The following is an 18,961-nucleotide window of genomic DNA, read 5'->3' on the forward strand; positions in this document are numbered from 1 at the left end:
GAATAAACATGCTGCAACCCGCTCGCAGAAAATACCGCAAAGAGCAAAAAGGCCGTAACACAGGTGTCGCCACCCGTGGTAACTCGGTTGCGTTTGGGGACTTCGGTCTCAAATGCACCGACCGTGGTCGCCTGACTGCTCGTCAACTCGAAGCCGCACGCCGTGCGATTTCCCGTCACGTCAAACGTGGCGGCCGTATCTGGATCCGTGTCTTCCCGGACAAGCCGATTTCCCAAAAGCCTGCTGAAGTGCGCATGGGTAACGGTAAAGGCAATCCAGAGTACTACGTGGCTGAAATCCAGCCCGGCAAGATCGTTTTCGAAATTGTCGGCGTGACTGAAGAACTGGCCCGCGAAGCGTTCCGCCTGGCATCCGCCAAGCTGCCGCTGCGCACGACGTTCGTCAGCCGCATGATCGGCCAGTAATCAGGAGAATGAAGAAATGAACACTACTGAACTGCGCCAAAAAGACGTTGACGGTCTGAAAGCCGAAGTCAAAGAGCTGCAAAAAGCCCACTTTGGCCTGCGTATGCAAAAAGCCACGCAGCAACTGACCAACACTTCCACGCTGCGCTCGACGCGCCGTGCCATCGCTCGTGCCAAAACCATTTTGGCCGAAACCATCGTCAAGCAAGGAGCCAAATAATGACGGAAGCTAAAAAATCCCTCAAGCGCACCTTGATTGGCAAGGTGGTCAGCGACAAGCGCGCCAAGACCGTCACGGTTCTGGTCGAACGCCGCGTGAAGCACGAGCTGTACGGCAAGATCGTGTCCCTGTCCAGCAAGTACCACGCCCATGACGAAAAGGGCGAGTTCAAGACAGGCGACGTGATCGAGATCACCGAAAGCCGTCCTATCTCCAAGACCAAGAACTGGGTTGTGACCCGCTTGGTGCAAAAGGCTGAAATCGTTTAAGTCCACAAGACTTTGGCGGCTACGTCCTCAAAAAGGCCCACACAGTGGGCCTTTTTTGTTTTCGTTTCCTGTGAGTGTTCGGGCAATCTTGCTTCAAAGACCGTGCTTAACCGATGACTCTTGGGGTGAGACAAAATGCTGCCCGCAACGTGATTTTTCGTTGAGTCCAAACAAGGAGCACCCATGATTAAAGTAGGCGATACCCTTCCCGCAGCCACGCTGATGGAATTTGTCGAAGTCGAAGGCAACGGCTGCAGCCTCGGGCCCAATCCGGTCGATGTGGCCCAGGCCAGTGCCGGCAAGACGATTGCCCTGTTTGCCGTGCCAGGCGCTTTCACGCCGACCTGCTCGGCCAAGCATGTGCCCGGTTATGTCGCGAAGTTCGCCGAATTCAAGGCCGCTGGCGTCGATGAAATCTGGTGCCTCAGCGTGAACGATGCGTTCGTGATGGGCGCCTGGGCGCGCGACCAGAAAACCGAGGGCAAGGTACGCATGCTGGCCGATGGCGATGCCGCTTTCGCCCAAGCCACCGGCCTGACGCTGGACCTGAACGGCAAGGGTCTTGGCCTGCGCAGCAACCGCTACTCGATGCTGGTCAAGGATGGCAAGGTCGCGAGCCTGAATATCGAAGGGCCGGGCAAGTTTGAAGTCAGCGATGCGGATACGCTGCTGGCGCAAGTCGCTGCCTGATCGTCCCCCCCCCCTCTTGATTTCAAAAAAGCCGCAACTCGCAAGAGTGGCGGCTTTTTTATCGGCCCCCTACAGATCGGCTTTCAGATAGTGGGCACCGGGAATCGGGTTGTGGTAGTAGGGCGGAATGTCCACAAAGCCCAGCTCGGCATACAGCGCCCGGGCCGATTCCATGTCGTCCAGCGTGTCGAGCAGCACGCAGTGATAGCCCGCCATGCGCGCTGCATCGAGTGCTGCTTCAGCCAGCTGCCGGCCCAGGCCAAAGCGGCGAAAAGCCTTGCGAACATACAGGCGTTTCATTTCAGCGGCGTTGGGGTAATCGGCTGAATCCAGCGCGCGCAAGCCGCAGCAGCCGGCGATTTCCCCATCCACCAGGGCCAGCATCAGAGCCCCGCCGGGTTCGCCATATTCACCCGGCAAGTCGGCCAGCTCAGCTTCAAAGTTCTGGAAGCACAGGTCAACGCCCAGTTGCTTCGCATATTCGAGAAAAATCTGCCGCGTGGCGGCCAGTTGATCGGGAGAATCGGGCGTGATGAACTGAATGGTGGGTCGTGACACGGTGTCGCTTGAGAAAAAATCGGCCTTCAGTTTAGCCGCATGCCAAGGATGAGCTTGTCAGAAAGCGGCAGCCTCCAGCGTGGATACCCAATAGGCGACTCCCGCGCACAGCATGAAAAGCAGCAGTGCGGCCGTGCGGGACGCCGTGTCGTCGCGTGAGGCAGGCACCTTCACCACCAGTTCCTTGTCGCCGTGCAGCATGGCGCCCACCAGGTTGTGTTTGCGCAGCAGGTAAACCACGATGGCGCCAATGTGCAGCAGCACCAGGCCCAGGAGTATCCATTTGCCGATGTTCGCGTGGTAGTCGGTGGCCAGGCTGACCGTGGCGTTCGCGACAAAACGGGTTAGCGGTCCGGAAAAGGCAATTTCATCATCGCTGAGCAGGCCGCTGGCCACCTGCAGTACCAGAAACCCGAGCATCGCAAAGACCGACAGGGCGCCGATAGGGTTGTGGCCGACGGAGTGTTCTGGCTTGCCCTTTCCCTTGAGGTAATGGATGAGGCTTTGTGGCGCATAGATGAAGGCCCCAAAACGTGACCAGCGCCCGCCCACCAGGCCCCACAGAATGCGAAACAGCAGCAGTGCCAGCACCCCATAGCCAAAGCGGAAGTGCCAGACCATGGCATTGCCGCCGAGGGTGCCGCTGATCGCCAGCCCGGTGATGGCGGCGACCAGCGTCCAGTGGAAAAGCCGCGTCGGCAAGTCCCAGACGCGTACCTTGGTCAGGGTTTTGTTGCTGTACATTTTCATCCTCGTTATTTTTTCTTGCGAAGGCTGGCGCCTTTGGGATCGTGCGGGTTGCCGCGCTGGCGCATTGGTGCTTTTCCCCAGCCGATAAGTTCCGGTGGAACTTATCGGCACTTGCCAAACTCCAGCAAATCGGCAACAAGCGTAACAGTGTTGCCGCTTCACTCCATCCCAACAACCACGAGGAATTCAATGAAAGCTTTTGTCTGTATTGCTGCCGCGGCCAGCCTGTTTGCCTGGGCTGCCCCGGCCTCGGCGCAGTTTGCCAAGCCTGAAGACGCCGTCAAATACCGCCAGAGCGCGCTGTCGGTCATGGGCACGCATTTCGGCCGCCTGGGCGCCATGGTCAACGGCAAGGTGCCGTTCGATGCCAAGGTGGCTGCCGACAGTGCCGAACTGGTCGCCACGATGGCCAAATTGCCATGGGCCGGTTTCGGTCCCGGCACCGACAAGGACAGCCGCAGCAAGGCGATGTCGGAAGTCTGGACCGAGCAGGCCAAGTTCAAGGCCGGAAGCGACAAGCTGGCGGCTGAATCAGTCAAGCTGGCTGCTGCGGGCAAGACCGGCAACCTCGACGCGCTGAAGACGGCTTTCGGCGCGACGGCGGAAACCTGCAAAGCCTGCCACGACGCTTTCCGCAACAAGTGAGTTCAGCACCCAAGGGCTGATTCACTACTGTTTTGATAGCTGCTAGTGCCCGTCCATCAAGCGCAAAAGGCCAGTTTCATCTGAAACTGGCCTTTTTTTGGATGAAAAAACAGAAGGTAGGGCGGATTCAGGTTTCGGCGAGCAGCTTTTCAATCAGCTGGTGCAGCGCCGCAAAATCGGGCTCGCCGACGAACTGCTTGACGATCTGGCCGCGCTTGTTGACCAGGAAGGTCGTCGGCGTGAGTTGCACATCGCCCCAGGCCTTGGCATTGGCGCCGGTGTTGTCGATGGCGACCTTGAACGGCAGCTGGCGGGTTTCGGCGTAATTGACGACGTAGCTTGGCGGGTCGTAGCTCATGGCGACGGCCAGCGTGTCATAGCCCCGGGTTTTGTACTTGTTGTGGGTGGCGATGATCTTGGGCATTTCGGCGACGCAGGTCACGCAACTGGTGGCCCAGAAATTGACCAGCGTGACCTTGCCCTTCAGGTCGGCCGTGGTCTGCTTGCTGCCGTCGAGCAGCACGAAGGTCGATTCGGGCGCGGCCTGCGCGCCGCTGCAGCCCGCCAGGAACGCCGCACCCCCGAGCGCCAGCGCGCCCGCCAGCACCATGCGGCATACTGCCACGGGAGAAATTTTTATCATGGGAGACCTCTTCATGCAACGTCGAAATTTTAACCAGGCGGGTATGAGCGCGCTGGGCTTGCTGATTCTCGCCACCTGGCGCCATGCCCATGCGCTGTCCCTGGGCGACCTGACCAATGCCGAGGCCAGCAGCGGCCTGAAAACCGCGCTTGAAAAAGGCGCCCTGATGGCCGTTGCCCTGCTTGGCAAGCCCGATGGATTCCTCGGCAACCCAAAAGTTCGCATTCCGCTGCCCGGATACCTCGAAGATGCCTCAAAACTGCTGAAAACCTTTGGCCAGGGCAGGCGTCTCGACGAGTTGACGACCTCGATCAACCGCGCCGCCGAGGCCGCCGTGCCGATGGGCAAGGATTTGCTGGTCAGTGCCGTGCGCGGCATGAATGTCAACGACGCCAAAAACATCCTGACGGGCGGCGATACCTCGGTGACGGCTTTCTTTGCCGACAAGACCCGCGTGCCGCTGGGCGTGAAGTTTTTGCCGGTAGTGAACCGGGCCACTGAAAAGGTTGGCCTGGCGAATCAATACAACGAATTCGCCGGCAAGGCCGCCAGCTTTGGCCTGGTCAGAAAGGAAGACGCCAACATCCAGCAGTACGTCACCGGCAAAACGCTCGATGGCCTTTACCTGATGCTCGGTGAAGAAGAAAAGAAAATCCGCCAGGACCCGGTCGGCACCGGCAGCGCCATCTTGCAGAAGGTATTTGGCGCGCTGAAATAAGCCGGCAGCCCAGGCTCGAAAACCGCATGAGCTTGCAACCATGGCTGATTGGACGGTTGCGGGCCAGCCTGTTAGCCTTGCGGTTTTTTGCACAGGAAAACCATGAAAATCGAGACCATCGCCGTCCACGGCGGCTACACGCCCGACCCGACCACCAAAGCCGTCGCGGTGCCGATCTACCAGACCGTGGCCTACGCGTTTGACAACACCCAGCATGGCGCCGACCTGTTCGACCTGAAGGTGGCGGGCAACATCTACAGCCGCATCATGAACCCGACCAATGCGGTGCTGGAGGCGCGCATGACGGCGCTCGAAGGCGGCATCGGCGCGCTGGCCGTGGCCTCGGGCATGGCGGCGATTGCCTATGCCATCCAGACGATCACCGAAGCCGGCGACAACATCGTCGCCTCGTCGGCGCTGTACGGTGGCACCTACAACCTGTTTGCCCACACCTTTCCGCAAATGGGCATCGAGGTGCGCTTTGCCGACCCGCGCGACCCTGGCTCGTTCGCGCCGCTGATCGATGCCCGCACCAAGGCGGTGTTTTGCGAGTCCGTGGGCAATCCGCTGGGCAACGTGACTGACATTGCTGCGCTGGCCGGGGTGGCGCATGCTGGCGGCGTGCCGCTGATCGTTGATAACACCGTGTCCAGCCCCTACCTGTGCCGCCCGTTCGAGCACGGCGCCGACATCGTCGTGCATGCGCTGACCAAATACCTGGGCGGCCACGGCACGACGCTGGGCGGCGTGATCGTTGACAGCGGCAAGTTCCCGTGGGCCGAGCACAAGGCGCGCTTCAGGCGCCTGAACGAGCCCGACGTGAGCTACCACGGCGTGGTGTACACCGAGGCGCTGGGCGCTGCCGCCTATATCGGCCGGGCGCGCGTGGTGCCGCTGCGCAACATGGGCGCGGCCCTGAGCGCCATGGCTGCCTTCCAGATTCTGCAGGGCATCGAAACACTGGCGCTGCGCATGGACCGCATCTGCGACAACGCGCTGGCGATTGCGTATTTCCTGAAGAACCATCCGAAAGTGGCCTGGGTCAACTACGCTGGCCTGCCCGAGCACCGCGACCATGCGCTGGTGCAGCAGTACATGGGCGGCAAGGCCTCGGGCATCATCAGCTTTGGCGTCAAGTCGCAGGCCGATGCGATGGCGGCGGGATCGCGTTTTCAGGATGCGCTGCAGCTGTTCACCCGGCTGGTCAATATCGGCGACGCCAAGTCGCTGGCCTGCCACCCGGCCTCGACCACGCACCGCCAGCTGAACCCGGCCGAACTGGCCAAGGCCGGCGTGAGCACGGACATGGTGCGGCTGTCGGTCGGTATCGAGCACATCGACGACCTGCTGGCCGATCTGGAGCAGGCGCTGGCGGCGGTCTGATCGTTGCCATCGCGCAACAGTTTTTCGTTGATAAAACCGGGAAAATTTGATCTGGCTCAAACACCTGGTGCGCGAGTAGGCCGGATGACCAGGGTTTGCGCCACATCAGCTTGTTTTAAACACTGAAAGCGTCCAATCAGTTCTGGGAATATTCCCGGTTCTTTATTCGCCGCTCATCATGAAAAAACAACTCATCGCCGCCGCCGTTCTGTCCACCCTGTTGTCGGGCGCGGCCTTTGCACAGCAAGCCACGGAAGGCCCGTGGATGGTGCGTGCCCGCGCCGTGCATCTGGACAGCGCGAACGGTGACAGCACCGGCCTGGGCCTGTCGGTGAACAACAAGTGGATGCCCGAAGTGGACATCAGCTATTTCGTGAACAAGAACGTGGCGGTCGAGCTGGTCCTGACGGTGCCGCAAAAGCACACCATGTACTCCAACGGTGTGGAAATCGGCACGCTCAAGCACCTGCCGCCCACGCTGCTGGGCCAGTACCACTTTGACATGAACGGCTTCAAGCCCTATGTCGGCGCAGGCGTCAACTTCACGCGTTTTTCCGGTGTCAACCTGCTGGGCGGCGTGGCCACTGTGGACAAGAACAGCTGGGGTCCGGCACTGCAGGTGGGCGTGGACATTCCACTCAGCAAGGGCCTGTACCTCAATCTGGACGTGAAAAAGGTCTATATCCGCACCGACGTGGCGGCTGCTGGCACCAAGATTGGCGAATTCAAGGTCGATCCCCTGCTGGTCGGCGTGGGTCTGGGCTGGCGCTTCTAAGTTCGGGTTTCCTGAACACAAGCCCTGTCATGCGCTCGCATGACAGGGCTTTTTACATGCAGGCGGCCGCGCGCCAAACGGCTAGACTGCCCGGCATGCAATCCCCTACCGAAATTCAACAGCATCTGGACTCCGTCGAAGATGCCTTCAGGCGCGCCCGGCTGCGCGCCATGCAGCGGGTGGCCGGCGGCCTGCTGTTGCTGGCCTTTGCGGTGTTTTGCCTGGCCCGCAGCCTGTCCGGGCTGCATCCCGCCTGGGGCTATGTGGAAGCTTTTGCCGAAGCGGCCATGGTCGGCGCGGTGGCGGACTGGTTTGCCGTCGTCGCGCTGTTTCGCCATCCGCTGGGCATTCCGGTGTGGCACACGGCCATCATTGCGAACAGCAAGGACGACATCGGGCGCAATCTGGGCCAGTTTGTCGAAAGCTATTTCGTGACCGAAGAAGGCATTGCCCAGCGCATCCGGCAGGCCAACCCGGCCGGCCTGCTCGGCGCCTGGCTGCTGGCGCCCGGCCATGCGGCGCAGCTGGGCCATGCCACGGCCAAAGCCTTGAAGGCACTGCTCAATGCCCTGGATGACCCATCGATGAGCCAGTTGCTGAAGGATGCGGCCGCCGGGCAGCTGGCCCGCTTCGACATCTCGGCCAACGCCGGGCAACTGCTGGACCTGCTGGTGGCCGAGGGCAAGCACCAGCAATTGCTCAACAGCGTGTTGCACAGCCTGGGCGACTACCTGAGCGAGGAAACCAACCAGCAGCAGGCCACCGATTTCCTGATTGCCGCGTTCGGCGTCGAAAACGTGCTCTACAAGGTCGGAACGGCCGCCATCGGTCCGAGGGCGTTGCGCTCGCTGAGCCGGTCGGCCCATGAGGTGCTGGAAGACCCCGCGCATCCGGCCCGCGAGCGTTTCAACGGCTGGGTGCAAAACTTCGTGCTGCACCTCAAGGACGATCCGCAATGGCGGGAGTTCATCGTCAGGCACCAGCAGGACACCCTGGCCAATGAACGGGTGCAGGCCTTGCTCGGCGGCCTGTGGGGCCGGGTCAAGGCGCGCCTGCTCGATGACCTGGGCCGGGACGATCCGGCCATGGCCCGGCAGATTTCGGTGCTGGCGCGCAAGGTCGGGCAAGCGCTGGCGCAGGATGCGCGGCTGGTCGAGGGGCTCAACGGCGCCATCGAGTCGGGCAGCGTCCTGCTGGTGCGCAATTACCGGGGCGAGGTGGGGCACTTCATCGAGGCGAAACTGGCCCAGTGGACGCGCGAGGAAATGACCGACCGCATCGAACTGGCCATCGGGCGTGACCTGCAGTTCATCCGCATCAACGGCACGCTGGTTGGCGGGCTGGTCGGGCTGGCCATCTACAGCGTGACCCGTTTGCTCGGTTGATGCTATTTTTTGTATAGCTGATTACGCATATGGGGCGTGCGCAAAAAGCCTTTTTTATCATTAAATCGAGCCGTCACATGCCGCCAAGGGCTTACGCGCCGCACCCCAGCAGAATCCGCACCAGCGCCGCAGGCTCGCTGACCATCGGGTCGTGGCCGGTTTGAAGCTCGATGGTGCTGGCGCCCGGCAGCCAGGCGCCGTCCCAGAATTTCGGGTCCTTGGCCCGCAGCCGGCTGGGCGCAATCGTCGCCAGCGCCGGCTCGGTGCAGCTGACGAAGGTGCGCGGCACGGCGGCGACGCGCTGCACGTCAAAGTCCAGCGGCGCCTGGTAGGTGTTGCCGGGGTGCGGCGTCTGGCGGCGCTTGACCCATTCGCGGTCGTCATCCTTGAGACCGTACACCTCCGGGTCGGGCGGCGGAAAGCTGAAATGCGCGGACGCCTGCGCAGCGGCCAGGCGCTGCTGCTGCGTGGCGCTGGACTGCGTGCTGCTCCAGCTTTCGCCGGGCTTGGGCACGACCGCATCGACATACACCAGGTGCTTGAGGCGCTGGCCCAGCCGGTCGGCCACCGCCGTGCCGATCATGCCGGCGTAGGAATGCACCGCCAGCACCACGTCCAGCAGCTCTTCGGCCTCGATGAGGTTGATCACGTCGTCGATGTGGGTGTCGAGCGTGATGGCGGGCGACAGCAGGTGGGCGCGCTCGCCCAGGCCGGTCAGCGTGACCGCATGCACGCGGTGGCCGCCGCGCTGCAGCACTGCCGTCACGCGCTGCCAGCACCAGCCGCCGTGCCACGCGCCATGCACCAGGACAAAATTGGCCATCAGATCACCCGCGCGGTTTTGAGTTGGGACAGTTGCGCGTCGGAGTAGTCCAGCAGCTCGCGCAGGACTTCTTCGGTGTGCTGGCCGAGCAGCGGCGGCGGCAGGCCGCCCTGGCCCGGCGTGCGCACCGGCGTGGCGCTGAGCTTGATCGGGCTGGCCACCAGCGGCAGGTCGCTCTTGAGCGGATGCCGCCAGTGGGTGACCATGTCCCGCGCTTCGATCTGCGGGTCGGCAAACACCTCGGCCAGGTTGTTGATGGCGCCGCACGGCACCTTGGCCGCCTCCAGCGCGGCCAGCCAGTCGGCCTTGCCGCGCAGTTTCATGACGCTTTCCAGAATCGGCACCAGTTGGGCGCGGTTGTGCACGCGGTCGCGGTTCTTGGCAAACAGCGGGTTCACGCCGAGTTCGGGAATGCCCGCGATGGCGCAGAACTTCACGTACTGCGCGTCGTTGCCGACCGCCAGGATCAGGTGGTCCTTGCTGCCGTCGGCTGCGGGCGCGACCTCGAACACCTGGTAGGGCACGATGTTCATGTGCGCATTGCCCACGCGCTGCGGCACCTTGCCGCTGACCAGGTAGTTGGCGCCCAGGTTGGCCAGCATGGCGACCTGGGTGTCGAGCAGCGCCAGGTCCACCAGCTGGCCAACGCCGGTTTTTTCGGCATGGCGCAGGGCGGCCAGGATGCCGACGGTGGCGTACATGCCGGTCATCAGGTCGGCCACGGCGACGCCGACTTTTTGCGGGCCGCCGCCCAGGTCGTCGCGCTCGCCGGTCACGCTCATCAGCCCGCCCATGCCTTGGATGGCGTAGTCGTAGCCGGCGCGTTCGGCATACGGCCCGTTTTGCCCAAAGCCGGTGACCGAGCAGTACACCAGGCGCGGGTTCAGCAGCTTGAGCGATGCATAGTCCAGGCCGTAGCGCGCCATGTCGCCGACCTTGAAGTTCTCGACGAACACATCGCAATGCCGGGCCAACTCGCGGATCAGCGCCTGGCCGTCGGGTTTGGCGATGTCACAGGTGACCGAGCGCTTGTTGCGGTTGGCGCCCAGGTAGTAGGCGGCTTCGTGCGTCTCCGCTCCTTCGTCGTCCTTCAGGAACGGCGGCCCCCAGGTGCGGGTGTCGTCGCCGCTGCCGGGGCGCTCGATCTTGATGACGTCGGCCCCCAGGTCGGCCAGCGTCTGGGTACACCACGGGCCCGCGAGCACGCGGGATAAATCGAGAATGCGGATGCCATTGAGTGAATTCATCCAGCCATTTTGACCCAAATGGTTCAAACGGCACTGCATTCACTTGCGTGCCGTTTATCACTGCGCGGTGCTTCGCCTGGATTGGTGACCCATACCAGCCCTCATCCGGCATGCCTGCGCGTGGTTCGCCCCTACTTGACGCACAATGGTATTCTCACGCGCTACTAAATTGAACGCCAAGACATATGGACCTCAAACAGCTTTCCGCTAGCTTGGGCCTTTCTCCGACTACGGTAAGTCGGGCCTTGAATGGATATCCCGAGGTTAGTGAGCGCACCCGGGAGCGCGTCATCGAGGCCGCAAAGGAAGTGGGATACGAGCCGAACGTGACGGCGCGACGCCTTGCGCGAGGTGCCGTGGACGCCATCGGCATCGTTCACCCCACCGGAGCCGGCCATCTGGATGACCCCCGATTTCTGGAGGTGGTGGATGGGCTGACTGAACGGTTTTCCAAAGCCGGCATCGACTTGCTGATCGCTTCAGCGCGCCAGAAAGAAGAGGTTGCCACCTACAAGCGCTTGTTGCAGGGACGCCGTGTCGATGGGTTCATCGTCCACCACACGCGCCGTGTCGATCCCCGGCTTGACTACCTCCAGGAATGCGGTGCGCCGTTCGTGGCCTATGGCCGCACAGACACGCCTGACTCGTATGCTTGGTTCGACTTCGATAATGCCCTCGGTAGCTCTCTGGCGGTCCGGCGCTTACAAGAATTTGGCCATCGGCGGATTGCCTACATGCACGCGCCTCTGGAGCTGCACTTCGCCTACCAACGCTACCAGGGCTACCTGGATGCCATGCATGCCGCGGGCTTGCCCGTGGATCCAGGTCTTGTCGTTCCGGCGGGGTTCGGGCGTCGCGGTGGTTACGAGGCGATGAAGACGCTGCTCGACCGCGCCGAAGGTCCGACCGCAGTGATCGTTGACAATAATTTGTGTGGTGTGGGTGTCCTGCGCTGCGCATTGGACGCGGGCCTGAAGATCGGGCGCCAGCTTTCCCTCATCGTTTACGACGGCGTACCGGTTGATTCCGTCGTAACCTCGGTGCAGGTCACGTCGATTGAGCAGCCCACGTCGTATGCCGTGGGCGTCCAGCTCGCAGAATTGATGATTGGGGTTCTCGCCGGCCAGCCTGTGCAGGAATTGCAGACGCTGTGGTCTCCTCGAATCGCCGCTGGCTCGTCGGACGGACCGATCAGCGAGCATTGAGGGCGCTGGGCCGGTGGTGACAGAAGACCCGCGACGCTGGCAATGGCGAAAAAGGCCGGACAAGTCCGGCCCTGAGTACCTCAGAAGTTCTTGGGAGGGTTCAGAAGTTGTAGTTGAAACGGACCCTGACGCCGGTCTCGTCGTTGGAACGGTTCACGCCGCCGGCCTTTGAGAACGAGACGGCTGGAGTCACTGTGGCGCCCTTGATGTCGAACAAGGGGAAGGTGTACGCGGCATAGGCGGTGGTGACCTTGTAGCTCCCTGCCGGCAGCTTGGTGTTGCCGAAGATCAGGCCGCCACCCAGACCGAACTTGGTGTCGCCAATGAGTGCATAGCTGGTCTGCTTGTTGCCACTGGCATCCTTGTTGGCTGCGGCGTTGCCCACCAAGGTGAAGTCGCTGAAGTTGTAGCTGCCCGTGAAGCCGAAGCCGGTACGGGTTTTGCCACCGACGTTGTACTTGATGGACTCCAGGCCCGCGCGCAATAACCAAGGGCCTTGTTCATAGCTCAAAACTGGACGCAGGCCTTTCGGGGCGACGTAGGCTGCCCCGGGCAACGTGCCGACGGTCGCCCGGGTTTCGATGGCTCCGAGTTCAAACGACAGGCCAGAGCCCAGGTTCACCGTGCCGGCGGCCTGGAACACCTCGGAGCCTGCGCGCCCGCGCAGCACATTGGCCCGGTACACCGAGGAGACGCCATCTCCGGTGGCGTAGAGAACGAGCACATCGCGCGGAAGGCGGAACAGGTCTGCCGCTTCGAAGCGGCCCAATTTCAGGTCCGCCGTGCTGGAGCCGAGTTGCACCCACATGTCGTCGGTCGCGGCGGCCCCGTCCTTTTTGGCCAGCAAGCTGGCGCGGCCCGCCACGAAATAGTTGCTGCCGACCTTACCGACGGCATTTACTTCGACCCGCCCGCTTTGCGATAGCCCCCGGTTGTTATTGAGGTAAGTGCTGTCCAGTTCGAGGTTGGCGTTGAACTCGGCGGCATGCGCTGCGCTAGCAGTCACCAGCGTGACCGCTAGCGCGATGGCAGTTTTCGAAAGATTGTTCATGTTCAGTTCCACAGGTGGGTGTTTGAGTTAGTAGAAGAAGCGTCAGAGCTTCGTTGGTGCCAAGTTCATATCGTCTCATCTTCCATTAAAAGCGCTTTGAAGTTAATTCAAAGCGCTTTTAATGTATCCAAAGCGATTTGAATTCGTCTTGGTAGAATCCCTAGTCCCAGCGCAGATGCAGAATGAATCTGCGGAATTTATCGGCTGTGCGGTGTCTGAAAAACCCGGAGCAGCAGGTTCGTCGGCGTTTTCCTCGCGTAGCAAGAGCCGATATGGCCGCTGGCTGGTCTCCAACGCCGCTTACTGGGGGCAGAATGCGGAGATGAAAAGAACCCAGAAGACGTCTTCACGGTCCGCAGATGACGCCACGGAGAAGGGGCGCCCGCAAATGGCCGACCTTGCGCGGCTGGCAGGCGTTTCCGTGGCCACGGTATCGCGCGCACTTAATGGCAGCGCGCTGATCAGCAAGGACACCCGTGAGCGAATTGAAGAGCTTGCGCGTTCGCTCAACTATTCCATCAATATCGGCGCCAAGAATCTGCGGCTCAAGCAGAACCGCACGATTGCGGTTGTGATTCCGTATGACCGGGTGTCACGCCAGCATATTTCGGATCCTTTTTTCCTGGCCATGGTGGGCAGCCTGGCTGATGCCATTACCGAGCGCGGGTTTGACATGCTGCTGTCGCGCGTGGATGCTGAAAGCCTGGATTCCGCCGCAGACCTGTACAACTCGGGGAAGGCCATCGGTATCATCTTGATCGGGCAGTGGCGGCACCATGACCAACTAAACCAGATGGCTGCAAAGCGCATGCCGATCGTGGTGTGGGGCACCCAGATTCCTCAGCAGCTCTATTGCACGGTGGGCGGCGACAACATGGCCGGCGGTGCCATGGCGACGCGGCACCTGCTTGAGCGGGGATACCGCCGCATTGTGTTCATTGGCGACCCGCAACTGGCCGAGGTGACCTACCGCCACCAGGGCTATGTCGAGGCGCTTGCGGCGTATGGCCTGCAGCCAGATCCGCAATTGCTGGTGTGCGTGCCTTTTGATGCCAATGAAGCACGAGCGGGTATCAACCGGCTGTGCGAGCAGGGGGTGTCTTTTGACGCCGTATTCGCCTGCAGCGACGTCATGGCTTCGGCGGCGAGTCAGGTACTTCATCTGCACGGCCGGACAGTGCCGGACGCGGTGGGTGTGGTGGGTTATGACGACATCGAATGGGCCAGCCATTGCAACCCCCCCTTGACCACGGTACGCCAGCCTATCGGTGCGGCCGGTGCTGAGCTGGTGGATGCGCTGCTCTGCGTTATCGATGGGGTGGTGGTGGTTCCCCGGGTTCTGCCAGTAGAGCTGGTGGTGCGGTCCAGCACGAGGCCGGATCCGGGTTGATCCAGAGCGCTTCCAGCCCGTCACCCAAGCGAAAGCAAGCGTATTGTCATTCGTTTGCAAGAATCCGGATTCTGAAATAAATAGGCAGCAGCCTATTGCCATGTCGATAGCCCCAGAACATGGCATATTCCCATTGATAGATGGATTGGTGACGTCGTAAAAAAACGAACGAAACCGGGTGTAAACCCTAGTAATGCAATCGATTGCATTAAATCATAATCGCTCCCAAGGTGCTCGCCACCTTCAAGACCGTGACCAGATATAGGCGCGGAAAACGGCCCCCATCAGGAGACATAGATGAAGCAGAAATATTCGGGATTTATGGCTGCGCTGACAGCAACACTCGCCACCGCCATGCCGGTGCAGGCTCAGACCATGGTGACGATGTGGGTGCATGCCGGGCCAGGCCCTGAGGCGGTTGCCTACTCCGCAGCGACAGATGCCTTCAACGCGCAGAACAAGGACATCAAGCTTGACCTCGTGAAGTTGCCCGAAGGCAGCTACAGCAACCAGGTGAGTGCTGCTGCACTTGCCCGCAAGCTGCCCTGCCTGTTGGACTTCGATGGTCCTAACGTCTACAACTACGCATGGACGAAGAAGATCATCCCGCTGGACACTTTTCCGGAGTTGGTCGCGGTAAAAGCAGACCTGCTTCCATCGCTGCTTCGCCAGGGAACTTACGGCGGAAAACTCTACAGCTTGGGCCAGTTTGACTCAGGTCTGGGAATCTGGGGCAACAAAAAGCTGCTCGAAAAGGCGGGGGTGCGTATCCCTGGCTCTGTGCTCGAGGCGTGGACGCTCGCCGAGTTCGAGGACGCGCTGAAGAAGCTCAAAAGCAGCGGTGTGGCCGCTCCGTTGGACATGAAGTTCAACTATGGCGTCGGAGAGTGGTTCACCTATGGTTTCTCGCCAATCGTGCAGAGCTTTGGCGCAGACCTGATCGACCGCAAGACATTTAAATCCTCCAAGGGAGTGATCAATGGCGATGCCGCGGTGAAAGCGCTGACCACGCTGCAGGGCTGGGTCAAGGCGGGTTACGTGAATCCTGCCACCAAGGATGACGGCGACTTTATCAAGGGCAAGGCGGCGCTGTCCTATGTGGGCCACTGGACCTTCAAGGACTACAAGAAGGCGCTCGGTGATGATCTGGTGCTGATTCCCATGCCGGCCTTCGGCGCCAAGCCGGTGACTGGCGCTGGCTCATGGAACTTCGGCATCTCGGCCGACTGCAAGGATCCGAAGGCGGCAGCCAAGGTGCTGGCCCATCTGATGTCAACCCCGGAGATCCTGCGCGTGACCGAGGCAAATGGTGCAATGCCTGGAACCAATTCAGCGCTGGCCCAGAGCAGGGACTACGGTGTCAAGGGCGGCTTGAACATTTATGTACAGCAGGTTCGCCAGGGAGTGGCGCTGGTACGCCCTGAAACGCCGGCTTATCCGGCCATCAGCACGGCCTTTGCCGAGGCGTTAAACAACATTGTGGCGGGCGCTGACGTCCAAAAGGAGCTCGACCGCGCCTCCAAAAAGATCGACCAGAACATAGAGGACAACAAGGGTTACCCGATCAAGTGATTCTGTTGATGCCGCAGCCGTTCATCATCAGGACCATTTCACCGGAGTGAGCATGAAAAACCCCCTTGAACTCACCGCAGGTGTGAGAGCCCAGCGTGCGTGCATGGCGTTTCTAGCGTTCGGGCTGGCCTGTTCGCTGCCAGCTGCGGCCCAGACGCTGGACGTCTGGGTTCACGCCGGGCTGGGTCCAGAGCGCGATGCCTACACGGCATCGATCAAGGCGTTCAACGAGGCCGGGCGCAATCTCGGCGGCAAGGCGCAGGCTGTCCTGGTTCCAGTGCCTGAAGTGGGCTACAACGAGGCGGTGGCGAAGGCTGCGGCTGACGGGCGGCTGCCTTGCGTGCTTGAGTTCGATGGCCCCAATGTCGCGGCCTACGCCGCGGCGGGGCACCTGCTGCCGCTGGAAAAAGTGCAGTCGCTGGCCAGGATTCGCAATTCGATGCTTGCGTCGCTGGTGCGTCAGGGAACGGTCAATGGGCGGCTGTACAGCGTGGCTCAATACGACTCAGGTATGGCGCTATGGGGAAATCGGAACATGCTGAATGCCGCCGGTGTGCGAATTCCAGCCAGAGCGGGCGACGGCTGGACGTTGACAGAGTTTGAAGACGTTCTCAAGCGGCTGAAGAACGCTGGCGTGCCTTCGCCGCTGGACATGAAGTTCAACTATGGCGTCGGAGAATGGTTCACTTATGGGTTTGCCCCGATTGTTCAGGGTTTCGGCGGCGACCTGATCGAGCGCGGCAGCATGCGCAGTGCCCAGGGTGTGCTCAACGGCCCGGGCGCCGTCAAGGCCATGAGCGCCTTGCAGAGCTGGATCAAGGCCGGTTACGTGGATGTCATGCCAAAGGATGATCGCGCATTCATCGAAGGTCGCTCGGCCCTGTCTTGGGTGGGGCATTGGGTCTACAAGGACTACAAGCAAGCGCTTGGAGACAACCTAGTGCTGATGCCCCTGCCTCGCTTCGGTGTGCGGCCCGTGGTTGGCTCCGGGTCGTGGAACTTCGGCATCGCGGCGTCGTGCAAGGAGCCCCAGCTCGCCATTCGCTTTATTGAACACCTGATGAGTAGCGCTGAGGTACTGCGCGTCACGGACGTAAACGGCGCGGTACCCGGCACTGGCGTCGCGATGGCATTTAGCCGGCACTATGGGCCCACCGGAGAGCTGCGCCTGTACGCCGACCAGCTAATGTCGGGCCAGGCTCAGGTGCGTCCGGCTTCACCGGATTACCCTGCCATCACTGCCGAGTTTTCAAATGCCGTGAATCGCATCGCTCGCGGTGCAGACCCTCAGCAGACACTCAACCAGGCGGTGATCAACATAGATCGAAAAATAGAGAAAGCGCGTGCCGCGCGCCCTTGACCGAAAGCTGTAGCCATGACTTTTATCGACAGACAAGTTTCTGTAAAACCACCACGATTCACCCCTTACCAGCTCACTCCCTGGTTCTTCGCGGCGCCAGCCCTGGTGCTGTTGTTCGTCTTTTTGATCCTGCCATTCGCGCTGGCGTTTGTCTTTTCCTTCACGGACCAGCGATTGATCGGCAACGACGAGCTGGGAACCAGCTTTGTCGGTGTCCGCAATTACACGCGCCTCTTCGAAGACGACAGCTTTTGGGCGGCGCTGAGAAATAACTTCTTTTTTGTGTGCGTGGTGGCCCCATTGCAATCCTTGAGCGCACTGGGCCTGGCATTGCTGGTCAACCAGGCGCTGGCCGGCACGCGGTTCTTTCGCACCATCTATTTCATGCCGGTGGCGACCACGATGGCGGTGGTCGCCGTTGTGTGGTCACTGCTGTACAGCCCTGATGCAGGGGTGATCAACCGTCTGGTCGGTCTGCTCAGCTTTGGCGCGGTAGGGCCTCAAGACTGGCTGCGCGACCCGGCGTTGGTCATGCCGGCGGTGATGGTGCTGTCCATCTGGCAGGGCGTCGGCTTCCAGATGCTGGTCTTCCTGGCGGGCTTGCAGTCGATTTCGGGCGACCTGTACGAGGCTGCCAAGCTCGATGGCGCCACGCCATGGAAGCAGTTTCGCTACATCACGCTCCCCATGCTGAAGAACACCACGATTTTCGTGCTGGTGACAACGACGATCCAGGCATTTCAGCTTTTCACGCAGGTGCAGATCATTCAGGCCAGCGGTGCATCAGCCCCGGTGGACAGCTTCCGAACCATGGTGATGCTGATGGTCCACGAAGGTTTTGGCAACGGAAAGATCGGCTACGCATCGGGGGTCTCGGTCGTGTTCTTCGTAATCGTTTTGACCGTGTCACTGGTGCAGCGTATCGTGCTGCGCGAAGAAAGGGCTGTGCAATGAATACCACCCGCAATCCCTCGCAAAAGCGCGGTGCCTTCCTGGCCAAGGTGGCGCAATACGCCCTGCATGCGCTGCTCGTAGCTTTCTTTTTGCTGCCGCTGGTCTTCATGTTTGTTTCCGCCTTCAAGGGCGATGAGCTTCAACTGCTTGGTGACATGGGCAGCCTGATGGCTTTCGTTCCCCATGGAGATCTCTCGTTGCAGAACTTCCATGATGTGTTCGACCGCTCGCCCTTCAAGCTGGCCTTCTTCAATTCGGTGCTCACTGTCAGTTTGACGGTTGCGCTGGGGTTGATTGTGAACAGCATGCTGGCCTATGCGCTTGCGCGCTTTCAATTTCGCGGGCGCGACACCCTGCTCGCCATGGTGGTGGCGCTCATCATCATTCCCTTTGAGGCAGTTGCCGTGCCCCTGCTGCTGCTGGTAAACGAACTCCCCTGGTTCAACGGCCATAGCGTGGTGACAGGGTGGCTCGATAGCTACCACGTACAGGTGATTCCGTTTATCGCGAATGCGTTCTCCGTTTACCTCTTCTACCAGTTCTTCATTGCGCTACCAAAGGATCTGGAGGAGGCCGCGCTGATGGACGGGGCTTCGAGGTGGCGGATTTACTGGAGCATTGTGATGCCCTTGTCCAAGCCGGTGATCGCCACCGTCACGGTGTTGCAGTTCCTTGCTCGCTGGGGTGACCTGCTGTGGCCGGTGATGGTGGTGCGCGGTGACACTTTCGCGACCTTGCCATTGGCCATGCAGACTTTCTTTGGCCAATTTCCTCGCCAATGGGGCGATGTGATGGCATTCGCCGCGATGGCCACGCTGCCGACCTTGCTGCTGTTCATCGTATTCCAGCGCTGGTTCGTGAAAAGTGCGATTTCCAGCGGTATCAAAGGTTAATAAAT

Annotated in this window: 21 protein-coding genes; 15 read left to right on the plus strand and 6 right to left on the minus strand. The window is 61.0% G+C overall.

Features of this window, described 5'->3' with window-relative positions:
- Window positions 1-8: 8 nt before the first annotated feature.
- The 4 genes from rplP (at window position 9) to PNAP_RS01045 (ending at window position 1,604) form a co-directional block, all read left to right on the plus strand.
- Window positions 9-425, plus strand: a complete 417-nt coding sequence (gene rplP / locus PNAP_RS01030) for a 50S ribosomal protein L16 (protein WP_011799643.1) — start codon at window positions 9-11, stop codon at window positions 423-425.
- 16 nt (window positions 426-441) lie between these two features.
- Window positions 442-645: a 50S ribosomal protein L29 gene (rpmC, locus tag PNAP_RS01035; protein ID WP_011799644.1), complete on the plus strand. Its 204-nt coding sequence runs from the start codon at window positions 442-444 to the stop codon at window positions 643-645.
- Window positions 645-914 (plus strand): 30S ribosomal protein S17, encoded by a 270-nt coding sequence (gene rpsQ / locus PNAP_RS01040; RefSeq protein ID WP_011799645.1) that lies wholly within the window; start codon window positions 645-647, stop codon window positions 912-914. Before rpmC ends, rpsQ begins: the two co-directional genes overlap by 1 nt.
- A gap of 183 nt (window positions 915-1,097) precedes the next feature.
- On the plus strand, window positions 1,098-1,604 hold the full coding sequence (locus PNAP_RS01045; protein ID WP_011799646.1) for a peroxiredoxin: 507 nt from the start codon (window positions 1,098-1,100) through the stop codon (window positions 1,602-1,604).
- Between the two features lie 69 nt (window positions 1,605-1,673).
- Here PNAP_RS01045 and PNAP_RS01050 read toward each other — a convergent pair whose 3' ends face one another.
- Complete coding sequence (locus PNAP_RS01050) at window positions 1,674-2,162, minus strand: GNAT family N-acetyltransferase (protein ID WP_011799647.1); 489 nt, start codon at window positions 2,160-2,162, stop codon at window positions 1,674-1,676.
- A 57-nt stretch (window positions 2,163-2,219) separates the two neighbouring features.
- The gene (locus tag PNAP_RS01055; RefSeq protein WP_011799648.1) at window positions 2,220-2,906 is read right to left on the minus strand and encodes a cytochrome b/b6 domain-containing protein; all 687 of its coding nucleotides are present in this window, start codon (window positions 2,904-2,906) and stop codon (window positions 2,220-2,222) included.
- Between the two features lie 195 nt (window positions 2,907-3,101).
- Between PNAP_RS01055 and PNAP_RS01060 the strand changes: the two genes are divergently transcribed.
- Entirely contained in the window at window positions 3,102-3,557 is a 456-nt protein-coding gene (locus PNAP_RS01060; protein WP_011799649.1) for a c-type cytochrome, read from the plus strand.
- 127 nt (window positions 3,558-3,684) lie between these two features.
- On the opposite strand, the gene PNAP_RS01065 is transcribed toward PNAP_RS01060, so the two are convergent.
- Window positions 3,685-4,200 (minus strand): TlpA family protein disulfide reductase, encoded by a 516-nt coding sequence (locus tag PNAP_RS01065; RefSeq protein WP_011799650.1) that lies wholly within the window; start codon window positions 4,198-4,200, stop codon window positions 3,685-3,687.
- A 13-nt stretch (window positions 4,201-4,213) separates the two neighbouring features.
- Between PNAP_RS01065 and PNAP_RS01070 the strand changes: the two genes are divergently transcribed.
- From PNAP_RS01070 to PNAP_RS01085, 4 genes are all read left to right on the plus strand, one after another.
- Window positions 4,214-4,918: a DUF4197 domain-containing protein gene (locus tag PNAP_RS01070; protein ID WP_011799651.1), complete on the plus strand. Its 705-nt coding sequence runs from the start codon at window positions 4,214-4,216 to the stop codon at window positions 4,916-4,918.
- Window positions 4,919-5,020: 102 nt separating this feature from the next.
- Window positions 5,021-6,301 carry an O-acetylhomoserine aminocarboxypropyltransferase/cysteine synthase family protein gene (locus tag PNAP_RS01075; RefSeq protein ID WP_011799652.1) on the plus strand — a complete coding sequence of 427 codons (1,281 nt, stop codon included), beginning with the start codon at window positions 5,021-5,023 and terminating at the stop codon, window positions 6,299-6,301.
- 178 nt (window positions 6,302-6,479) lie between these two features.
- Window positions 6,480-7,076, plus strand: a complete 597-nt coding sequence (locus tag PNAP_RS01080; RefSeq protein WP_011799653.1) for an OmpW/AlkL family protein — start codon at window positions 6,480-6,482, stop codon at window positions 7,074-7,076.
- 95 nt (window positions 7,077-7,171) lie between these two features.
- Window positions 7,172-8,461, plus strand: a complete 1,290-nt coding sequence (locus PNAP_RS01085; RefSeq protein ID WP_157040185.1) for a DUF445 domain-containing protein — start codon at window positions 7,172-7,174, stop codon at window positions 8,459-8,461.
- A 91-nt stretch (window positions 8,462-8,552) separates the two neighbouring features.
- Here the strand turns inward: PNAP_RS01085 and PNAP_RS01090 are convergent, their stop codons facing one another.
- Both PNAP_RS01090 and PNAP_RS01095 read right to left on the minus strand, forming a co-directional pair.
- A complete protein-coding gene (locus tag PNAP_RS01090) occupies window positions 8,553-9,284 on the minus strand; it encodes an alpha/beta fold hydrolase (protein ID WP_011799655.1) in 732 nt (243 codons plus the stop codon).
- Complete coding sequence (locus PNAP_RS01095) at window positions 9,284-10,531, minus strand: CaiB/BaiF CoA transferase family protein (protein WP_011799656.1); 1,248 nt, start codon at window positions 10,529-10,531, stop codon at window positions 9,284-9,286. The genes PNAP_RS01090 and PNAP_RS01095 overlap by 1 nt, the downstream gene beginning before the upstream one ends.
- 185 nt (window positions 10,532-10,716) lie before the next feature.
- Here PNAP_RS01095 and PNAP_RS01100 point away from each other — a divergent pair, with 185 nt between their 5' ends.
- Complete coding sequence (locus PNAP_RS01100) at window positions 10,717-11,736, plus strand: substrate-binding domain-containing protein (protein WP_011799657.1); 1,020 nt, start codon at window positions 10,717-10,719, stop codon at window positions 11,734-11,736.
- Window positions 11,737-11,836: 100 nt separating this feature from the next.
- Here the strand turns inward: PNAP_RS01100 and PNAP_RS01105 are convergent, their stop codons facing one another.
- Window positions 11,837-12,787, minus strand: a complete 951-nt coding sequence (locus PNAP_RS01105) for a carbohydrate porin (RefSeq protein ID WP_011799658.1) — start codon at window positions 12,785-12,787, stop codon at window positions 11,837-11,839.
- 175 nt (window positions 12,788-12,962) lie between these two features.
- On the opposite strand from PNAP_RS01105, the gene PNAP_RS01110 reads away from it, so the two are divergent.
- The 5 genes from PNAP_RS01110 to PNAP_RS01130 all read left to right on the plus strand — a co-directional run bounded on the left by PNAP_RS01110 (window position 12,963) and on the right by PNAP_RS01130 (window position 18,956).
- Window positions 12,963-14,177, plus strand: a complete 1,215-nt coding sequence (locus PNAP_RS01110) for a LacI family DNA-binding transcriptional regulator (RefSeq protein WP_332261694.1) — start codon at window positions 12,963-12,965, stop codon at window positions 14,175-14,177.
- A gap of 297 nt (window positions 14,178-14,474) precedes the next feature.
- On the plus strand, window positions 14,475-15,749 hold the full coding sequence (locus PNAP_RS01115; protein WP_011799660.1) for an ABC transporter substrate-binding protein: 1,275 nt from the start codon (window positions 14,475-14,477) through the stop codon (window positions 15,747-15,749).
- A 52-nt stretch (window positions 15,750-15,801) separates the two neighbouring features.
- Window positions 15,802-17,109: a sugar ABC transporter substrate-binding protein gene (locus PNAP_RS01120; RefSeq protein WP_011799661.1), complete on the plus strand. Its 1,308-nt coding sequence runs from the start codon at window positions 15,802-15,804 to the stop codon at window positions 17,107-17,109.
- 15 nt (window positions 17,110-17,124) lie between these two features.
- The gene (locus PNAP_RS01125) at window positions 17,125-18,063 is read left to right on the plus strand and encodes a carbohydrate ABC transporter permease (protein ID WP_011799662.1); all 939 of its coding nucleotides are present in this window, start codon (window positions 17,125-17,127) and stop codon (window positions 18,061-18,063) included.
- Complete coding sequence (locus PNAP_RS01130; protein ID WP_011799663.1) at window positions 18,060-18,956, plus strand: carbohydrate ABC transporter permease; 897 nt, start codon at window positions 18,060-18,062, stop codon at window positions 18,954-18,956. The genes PNAP_RS01125 and PNAP_RS01130 overlap by 4 nt, the downstream gene beginning before the upstream one ends.
- Window positions 18,957-18,961 lie beyond the last annotated feature (5 nt).

Source organism: Polaromonas naphthalenivorans CJ2 (assembly GCF_000015505.1).
Taxonomy (GTDB): Bacteria; Pseudomonadota; Gammaproteobacteria; order Burkholderiales; family Burkholderiaceae_C; genus Polaromonas; species Polaromonas naphthalenivorans.